Raw genomic sequence first — 8484 nt, forward strand, 5'->3', positions numbered from 1 at the left:
TGGAGCCCCAGTCCGCCCGCGATGATCAGGCCCACAAGTCCCACGTAGAACCACGTGGTCTGATAAAACGGCTGCGCAGCCACGGTGAAAAACGTCGGGGACGAGGTTCCGCCCCCCGGCGGGGGCGTATGCACCGTGATCGCATTTTGGCCCGGTCCCTCCACCACGTCGGGCGGCACCGTGGCCTCCAGCCCGATGGTGATCGCGTTGGGTTTCGGACTGGACTTGATGGGCGTGGTGGGGAGGTCGTTCCCGTTCCATCGCACCGTTGAAGCGGGGGTCATCGTGGAGCCCTGCACGGTGACCTTGAACGCGCTCCCGTCTTGAGTTCGCCGAAGGGGCCTCACGACGTCGATTTTCGGCGGCGGCGCCTCCACCCTGAACGTGTGGACGTTCGAAGAAACGCTGTCTGGATGGAGGACCTGCACCGACCACGTGCTGGCTGCGGTTCCAAAAACGGCTCGCACCCGCACCGTCTGGGCATCGACGTACGTCAACCGGTCTTCTGCTTCGACCACCGTATCCACCACGTCTTCTGCGTGGAGCCGCACGGCAAAGTCCTCGTCGAACCCACGGCCCCGGATGGTCAACTCGGTCCAGTCGATACTGCCGACAATCGGGTCGGGCTGGACCGAAGAAATACGGGGTACAGGCTCCTGTGCGTGGAGGGGCCTGGCGAGAACCGTGGCGGCCACGAGAAGCGCCCCCATGGCAATGGTCCGCCCGAAACGCATTGTCCCAAATCGACTCATAATGCTCTGTCAATACCTCACTTCAAAAGGACCATCAGTAGTACAAAGGGGCTCTGATGCACAGAGACACACCGCACTTCCGGTCGCGGAAAAGCCAGGGAATCGAGATGCCTGCGATGGAAATCGAGATCCACGAAGAAAAATCCTCAGAAGCCGCAGGCATCCCCTGTCTCCTTCCCGGGCTGCACTCGATCGTCCTACTCACATCTTGTAGGGCACGAGCCGGGCTCCTGCTGTAGATACGAGGACTGGGCTCATACCGGAGCAGAGCTCACTGTACGTGGACGACCAACCAGGTTGCCCGGAGATACGTGGGTTTATTTACACCACGAATGTACATTAGACAATGACAGAATTGCGTGCATAAAAAGAGGACCGGAGGTTCAAGATTTGGATTCACCATATCGGAAACCCTCGTGGAATGGAGCCATTGGCGAACATTGGGCATCTAAAAACTCGGCGTGGGCCCCTTCTCTCCCATCAGAAAATTCGTGGGCACACTGACTCGCGCTCCCTACTATAAGGGCCCAATCAGTTGGTCTTGCCCCCTCCGCACATGGACGTTTTCTCTCCCACATCCTCTTCTGGGGTCCTCGTTCTTCTTCTGATGGGGGTGCTCGTTTGTATTCTCCCCCCATCACCGGCTCCTGCCACCCCGCAGCCGTCCACGGATTCGTCTTCCTCCGCCCCCCCTCACCTCGGCCTCGTCTGGACGCCGCCCTCCCCGCCCGACTCGGCCCTCGCCGCCCTCGACCGCCTCGCAGCAACCGGGGCCACGGCCGTCCGGCTCACGCACCTCCCGCCCGACACCCTCGCGACCCGGGCCGACTCGTTGGGACTGCAGCTTTATGTTGACCTGCCGATCAGCCATGTCCCGGCCGCCTCCCTGGCAGACACGCTCTCTCAGGTCGCCCCAACACTGAACCGGCTTCTCGCCCTTGCCACTCGTCATTCCTCCGTCGCCCACGTCGGGCTTGCCCGCATCGCCGATACCACGGTCCCGGTCGCCTGCAGGACCCTCCGCGAGTGGACGAACCGCGTCCACGAGCAGGCCCCGTCCGTTCAGACGTACTACGTGACCCCCTTTCCTCCCGCAGTGGATCGGTGTGGGGACGCCGTGGACCGCCCCCTGCTCGACCTCCGCGGCCATCCGCGCCCGGACGAGCGATGGCGCGCGTGGGCGGCTCACACGGAGGCCGTCGGCATCGGGGCGCTGGGAACGTGGACGCGCCCCTCCGCTTCTTCCGGGCTGCAGGTGCCCCGCTCTCCGGAACGCCAGGCTCGCTACCTGGAAGAGGCCTTCGCGCAACTCCTCGACTCCACCCGGACGGCCCCGCCCGTCCTCTTCGTCGCCCGCTGGCAGGACGCCGCGGCGCCCCGCCTCCCCTCGCGGCGCTACGGGCTGCACGACGGCCCCGGACGATCCCGCCCCGCGGCAGCGGTCGTCCGGGGGGTCTATTCGGGGACCCAGCGCACCTTCGCGTTCGCGGACGGGTCGCCCCCGGCACGGTCGCATGCGCCCCTCCTGCTCGGGTGGGGACTCGTGGCGCTGCTCGGGGGGCTGTACGCCGGCAACCTCTTCGTGCGTCAGACGGTGGTCCGCTACTTCACGGCCCCCGGCTTCTACCGGGATGCCCTGCGCGACGGGCACGATCTGTCTCCGGCCGCCAACGGACTGCTGTTGGTCCTCGTGGCGGCGGCGCTCGGCATCGCCGGGGCCCGTGCGGCCCAGCTGGCGGCGGCCCATCCTGGCACCGAGCATGTGCTTCGATCCTTGCCCAATGCCCTACAATCCACGCTGGCACAGGGCGTCGGCCACCCGGCCCTCGCGGGGCTGAGCGTCGGGGGGCTTGCCCTCGGCCTTCTCCTGCTCTGGATGGGGGCCCTGATAGGGGCGGCCCGGCTCAGTGCCCGGTTCTCGCTGGCACAGGGGCTGGTGCTCGTCACATGGCCCTGCTGGCCCGCCCTATTGATCGTGCCGGTCGCGCTCGCGGCGGGCCCCAACGCCCCACTGTCGCCCTGGGCATTCGCCCTTCTCCTGCTCGGGGGCGGTGGCGTTGCGCTCCTCTTGCAGACCGTTCGTGTGCTTTCCGACTTTTGGCGCGTGGTGGACGCACCGCCCTGGACCGTTCTGCTCCTCTTTGTCTTGAGCCCCTCGGCCCTCACCAGCGCGGCCGTTCTCGCCGCGGCATACGACGGCGTGCCCGTTCGTTTCCTGTGGCGCCTCGCCGTCCACGCCTAGTGCCTCGGCCCGGGCCCCGTCACAGCGCCCATGTGACCATTTCGGGGTACAGCATCAGCGCCACCAGCCCGAGGACCTGAATCGCAATGAAGGGGACTGCGCCCCGGTAGATCTGCGTCGTGCGAACCTCATCCGGCGCCACGCCCCGGAGGTAGAAGAGCGCGAACCCGAAGGGCGGCGTCAAGAATGAGGTCTGCAGGTTCATCCCCACCATCACGCCGAACCAGACAAGCGCGGCGTCCGCCGTCGCCCCAAACTCCGGCGGCAACAGCCGGGCCGCCGGCGCCTGCAGCAGCGGAATGATGATGAACGCAATCTCGAAGAAGTCGATGAAGAAGCCGAGCAGAAAGATGACCAGGTTGGCCACAATCAGGAAGCCGATGACCCCACCCGGTAGGTTTGTCAGGAGCCCCTCCACCCAGAAGTCGCCGCCCAGCCCCCGAAACACGAGCGAGAAGGCCGTGGACCCCACGAGCAGAAACATGACCATGGAGGTGAGCCGCATGGTCTCGTCCATCGTCTCGCGAAGGGCTGTCATCGTGAGGCGCCCGTTGGCCGCGGCAAGGGCCATCGCCCCCACGGCCCCGAGCGCACCCGCCTCCGTCGGGGTCGCCAGCCCGGCGAAGATGCTGCCCAGCACCAGCAGGATGAGCACCAGGGGCGGGAGCATCACCAGGAGCACGCGCTTGAAGAGCTGCGTCGGCGCGATGTCGCGCGTGTCCTCGGGCAGGGCCGGCGCCACGTCGGGCCAGAGGAGCGCCACCCCGCCCGCGTAGAGGGCGTAGAGGCTCGCCAGGGCCACGCCCGGCACGAGGGCGCCGATGAAGAGGTCTCCCACGCTGATGCCGAGCTGATCGGCCAGCACGATGAGCACAATGCTGGGCGGAATGATTTGGCCGAGGGTCCCCGCCGCCGTGATGACGCCGGACGACAGCTCCTCGGAGTAGCCGTAGCGCAGCATCACGGGCATCGAAATGAGGCCCATCGCCACGACCGACGCCCCCACGACGCCCGTCGCCGCGGCCAGCAGCGCCCCCACGAACACGACGGCAACCGCGAGGCCGCCCCGCACCACCCCGAACAACTGCCCGATCGTCGTGAGCAGGTCCTCCGCCAGGCGCGACTTTTCCAGCATGGTGCCCATGAAGATGAAGAAGGGCACCGCGAGGAGAATAAAGTTCGACATCACCCCAAAGATGCGGGACGGCATTGCCTGCAGAAGCCCCCAGCTGAGAAGCCCTGCCTGCTCGCCGACAACCATAAACGCGAGCGCCGTGCCGCCAAGGGAAAACGCGACGGGGTACCCGGAAAAGATCAGCAGGAGGGCCCCCGCAAACATCAGCGGAGCGAGAAGGTCGGCACCCATGGGCACTGTCGTCTGTGTCTCGGAAATTTACGTGTATGTGCCGCGTGAGACGTGATTCGTAACGCGTGACCCGGGACTTGGTCGTACTTGCACTGTTTCGGGGACGCACAACCCATCACGCATTCCCAGAGACAGCTTTTAGCACCCGAGAATGGCATCGGGGATGAGCCCTTGCAGCGACCGGGAGGACCTTGTCACCCGGCTCGGGGCCGGGACTCGCGGTCCGTCGGATCGGTGACCTCGTGGCCCCGAAGCACAGCCACCTTCCGGATGATGAGGGCCACGCCCTGCGCCATCACCAGCAGGAGGGCCAGCGGGATGACCGTTTTGATGGGGTAGCGGGGCAGGCCGCCGGGGTCGGGCGACCCTTCGAGGATGGCCCACGAGTTGCTTACAAACGGGATCGACATCCATAACACCAGCCCGCAGAACGGCAGGAGGAAACACACCGTGCCCAAGATGTCGATCCACGCCCGCCCTCGTCGCGAGAGCCGACTGTACAGCACGTCAACCCGCACGTGGTCGTCGTACTCCAGCGTGTAGGCCGCCCCCAGCAGGAAGACGAGGCTGAAGAGGTACCACTGCATCTCAATCCAGAGGTTGGAGCTCAGCCCCAGGCCCGTGTACTTGTCCAGGTAGCGAGCGAGGGCATTGAAGGCGCCGACCCCCACCATCACTAGGGTCAGCCAGTAGAGCAGGCGGCCGACCCGGTCGTTCAGGCGGTCGATGCGGCGGGCCCACCGAAGCCAGCGGTCCATGTGCCGGGGGCATTGGCTGTTCGCGGAGTGCGTTGGTCACAGCAAGGGTACCGGTTGGCGCCCGAATCCTCAAATGAAGGTCCTCACCTCCCCCAATGCAAAAGGGCCGCCCCCTCCCGATGGCTGTCGGGAGCGAAGCGGCCCTTGGGGCCGTTCTCAAGAATGTGGAGCGGAGGTCCTACGCCGCCACAGGATCGGCGCCCGTCTCGATCGGCACCCCGACGAGGTTGCCCCACTCGGTCCACGAGCCGTCGTAGTTGCGGACGCGCGGGTGGCCGAGCAGCTGCGAGAGCACGAACCAGCTGTGGCTCGAGCGCTCGCCGATGCGGCAGTAGGCGATGGTCTCTTTGTCGGGCGTGATGCCCCGCTCTTCGTAGATCTCCTTCAGCTCTTCGGCGCTCTTGAAGGTGCCGTCCTCGTTCACGGCCTCACTCCAGCTGATGTTGTGGGCCCCGGGGATGTGCCCGCCGCGCTGCGCGCCCTCGTTCAGGCCCTCGGGTCCCAGCTTCTCGCCACTGAACTCCTCCGGAGAGCGCACGTCGACCAGCTCCACGTCGTCGCGGTCGAGCGTCTGCTGGACGTACCCGGAGTAGGCGCGGATGGAGTTGTCGGGGGCCGAGGCCGACCAGGTGCCCGCCTCGTAGTCCGGCGCCTCGGTGCTCAGGGGACGGTCCTCGGCCAGCCACTTCTTGCGGCCGCCGTCCAGGACTTTCGTGTCCTCGTGGCCGTAGTATGCGAGCTGCCAGAAGGCCCAGGCGGCAAACCAGTTGTCGTTGTCGCCGTAGAGAACGATCGTCGTGTCGTCGTCGATGCCCGAGTCGCGTAGCAGCGACTGGAAGTCCTCTTTCGAGGCCAGGTCGCGCGTCTGCGTGTCGGCCAGCTGTGTTTCCCAGTTCCAGCCGACGGCACCGGGGACGTGACCCTCCTCGTAGGCGGAGGTGTCCACGTCCACCTCAACAAACCGCACGTCGGGGTCGTCAAGGTGATCGGCGGCCCAATCGGTGGAGACAAGTACGTCGGGATTTGCGTAGGTACTCATGGTTGAAGGGGTGTGTTGGGGGGTTGAGCGAAAACGAAGGGTGTTTGGACGTCGGGATGAGCGGGGGGACGACGGAAGTACGCGGCGCACCTTGTCCTTGGAGGCCCGACCGCAGGAGAGCGCCACGGATAGCCTCTCTGCTTGGGGGGAACACAGGGGCGCTGCGGGCTCCCCCGCGTCAATCCCACAGTTCAGTCTGTGCGAGACGTGGTCCAGTCTCGCCAGGAAGAGAGTGCCCGGTGCGAGACGCCCGCATCAGGGCCGGGAAAAGGGCTCCGGGGGACTGACGTTATCCGCGACAGGACGCATTCATGCCACACAAACACGAACAGAGACACACCGGCGCAGTGAGGGTCCAGACCGAGGACAAGAGATGAGAACTGCGCACGTCGGCGTGACGCATGTGCATGAACGCGGATGATTCAAAAGACGACCAGCATCGCCGCTTCGGGCGATTGCTGACTGATTCCAGGCTTCACAATTCAAATCTGCACGACGGGTTCCAGCCTCTCGGACCCACTCGCGGCATCCCCGCCGGCTCCACGAAGACGTTACGCTTCGTCGTCGGCGTACTTCTGCGCCCGCTTCACCACGTCCTCGTCGAAGTCGCGCTCCCGCCACTGCTCCAGCCGGTCGGCGATCTGTTCCTCGTACCCCTCCGCGCTCGGATCATAGAAGTAGGTGCCCTGCATCTCGTTGGGGAGGTACTGCTGCGGCGTATAGTGCTCGCGGTACGCGTGGGGATACTTGTAGCCCTCGCCGTGGCCCAGGCCGTCTTTGTCGCGATTCGCGTCCTTGAGATGCTGCGGAACGTCGTCGGTCTGCTCCTCGCGGACGTGGTCGAGCGCGTCGAAGTAGGCAAACGTGGTGTTGCTCTTCGGGGCCGTGGCCAGGTAGAGGCAGCACTCGGCGATCAGAAACTGCCCCTCCGGCATGCCCACGTAGTCGAACCCCTCCGCCGCACTCTGCGCCACCTGCAGGGCCCGTGGGTCGGCGAGCCCCACGTCCTCGGCGGCGAAGATGAGCATCCGCCGCAGGATGAAGCGCGGCTCCTCCCCCGCGTACAGCATCCGGGCGAGCCAGTAGAGCGCCGCGTCGGGGTCGGACCCGCGCAGGCTCTTGATGAAGGCGCTGATGGTGTCGAAGTGGGCGTCGCCCTCCTTGTCGTAGAGCACCGCCCGCTGCTGGATCGAGTCCTCCGCCACGTCGAGGTCGATGTAGACGGTCCCCTCGGCGTCGGGCGCGGTGGTCTCCACGGCCAGCTCCAGCGCGTTGAGGACCGAGCGGGCGTCCCCGTTGGCCGTGTCGATGAGGTGGTCGAGCGCGTCCTCCGTGACCTGGACGTCGCGGTCGCCATAGCCGCGCTCCGCGTCGGTCAGCGCCATGGCCGCGACCTGCCGGAGGTGCTCTTCTCCCAACGGCTCCAGCTCGAAAAGGCGCGATCGGCTTACCAGCGCGTCGTTCACCTCGAAGTACGGATTCTCGGTCGTCGCCCCGATGAACGTCACCGTGCCGTCCTCCACGTGCGGCAGCAGGGCGTCCTGCTGGGCCGTGTTGAACCGGTGCACCTCGTCGATGAAAAGAATGGTCCGCGTCTGGTGGTGCCGGAGGCGGTTCTCCGCCTTCTGGATCGCCTCCCGGAGGTCGTTCACCCCACTCAAGACCGCGTTGAGGGAGGCAAAGTGCGCCTCGGTCGTGCGGGCGATGATGCGGGCGAGGGTGGTTTTGCCGGTGCCCGGCGGGCCGTAGAAGAGGACGGACGTCACCCGATCCGCCTCGATGGCGCGGCGGAGCAGCTTTCCCTCCCCGATGAAATGCTCCTGCCCCACAAACTCGTCGAGCGTGCGGGGGCGCATGCGGTCGGCGAGCGGCGCGCGCTCCTGGCGGGCCTGCTCCGCCTGCTCATCAAAGAGATCGGCCATCGGTGCGGCGGGGGTTCACGTCCATCGGGGCGAGGCGCAGGCATGCTGAACCCATCGCGATGGACCGAGTGTTCCGGCGGGGCTACTGGTAGTCCTCCCGGACTGGACTGAACACGTCGATGATTTCGCACGCGGTCACGGCTTCGCCTGAATGCGGGGTGTCGGGGGGAATGACGGCGACACGGCCCGGCGCTAGGACCTTGGTTTCGCCGTCAAGCGTGAGCTCAAACTCCCCCTCCACCACGATCGAGATTTGCTCGTGGGGGTGGCTGTGCTCGGGAAACGATGCGCCGGCCTCCACCTCCCAGCTCGTCACGGTCATGTTCTCGCCGTGCAGAAACGCGCCCAGGTAGCCGGGCATCTCTTCGGAGCGGTCGAGGGCGTCGAACGAGTGGACGGGCATGG

Annotated in this window: 7 protein-coding genes; 1 reads left to right on the top strand and 6 read right to left on the bottom strand. The window is 66.2% G+C overall.

Annotated features, from left to right (window positions below; genetic code table 11):
* Nucleotides 1-752 (bottom strand): hypothetical protein (locus V5A20_RS11700; RefSeq protein WP_332327402.1); only part of this gene is annotated, 752 nt, incomplete at its 3' end.
* Between the two features lie 556 nt (nucleotides 753-1308).
* Here V5A20_RS11700 and V5A20_RS11705 point away from each other — a divergent pair.
* Nucleotides 1309-2994: a hypothetical protein gene (locus tag V5A20_RS11705; RefSeq protein ID WP_332327403.1), complete on the top strand. Its 1686-nt coding sequence runs from the start codon at nucleotides 1309-1311 to the stop codon at nucleotides 2992-2994.
* Between the two features lie 19 nt (nucleotides 2995-3013).
* On the opposite strand, the gene V5A20_RS11710 is transcribed toward V5A20_RS11705, so the two are convergent.
* From V5A20_RS11710 to V5A20_RS11730, 5 genes are all read right to left on the bottom strand, one after another.
* The gene (locus V5A20_RS11710; protein WP_332315544.1) at nucleotides 3014-4360 is read right to left on the bottom strand and encodes a TRAP transporter large permease; all 1347 of its coding nucleotides are present in this window, start codon (nucleotides 4358-4360) and stop codon (nucleotides 3014-3016) included.
* A 194-nt stretch (nucleotides 4361-4554) separates the two neighbouring features.
* Nucleotides 4555-5118, bottom strand: a complete 564-nt coding sequence (locus tag V5A20_RS11715; RefSeq protein ID WP_332315543.1) for a TRAP transporter small permease subunit — start codon at nucleotides 5116-5118, stop codon at nucleotides 4555-4557.
* Nucleotides 5119-5296: 178 nt separating this feature from the next.
* Nucleotides 5297-6157, bottom strand: coding sequence for a sulfurtransferase (locus V5A20_RS11720; protein WP_332315542.1), 861 nt, complete (start codon nucleotides 6155-6157; stop codon nucleotides 5297-5299).
* A gap of 551 nt (nucleotides 6158-6708) precedes the next feature.
* Entirely contained in the window at nucleotides 6709-8079 is a 1371-nt protein-coding gene (locus V5A20_RS11725) for an AAA family ATPase (RefSeq protein ID WP_332327404.1), read from the bottom strand.
* Nucleotides 8080-8161: 82 nt separating this feature from the next.
* On the bottom strand, nucleotides 8162-8484 hold a 323-nt coding region (locus tag V5A20_RS11730; protein WP_332315540.1), incomplete at its 5' end, for a cupin domain-containing protein.

The sequence above is a fragment of the Salinibacter sp. genome (assembly GCF_036626415.1).
Lineage (GTDB): Bacteria > Bacteroidota > Rhodothermia > Rhodothermales > Salinibacteraceae > Salinibacter.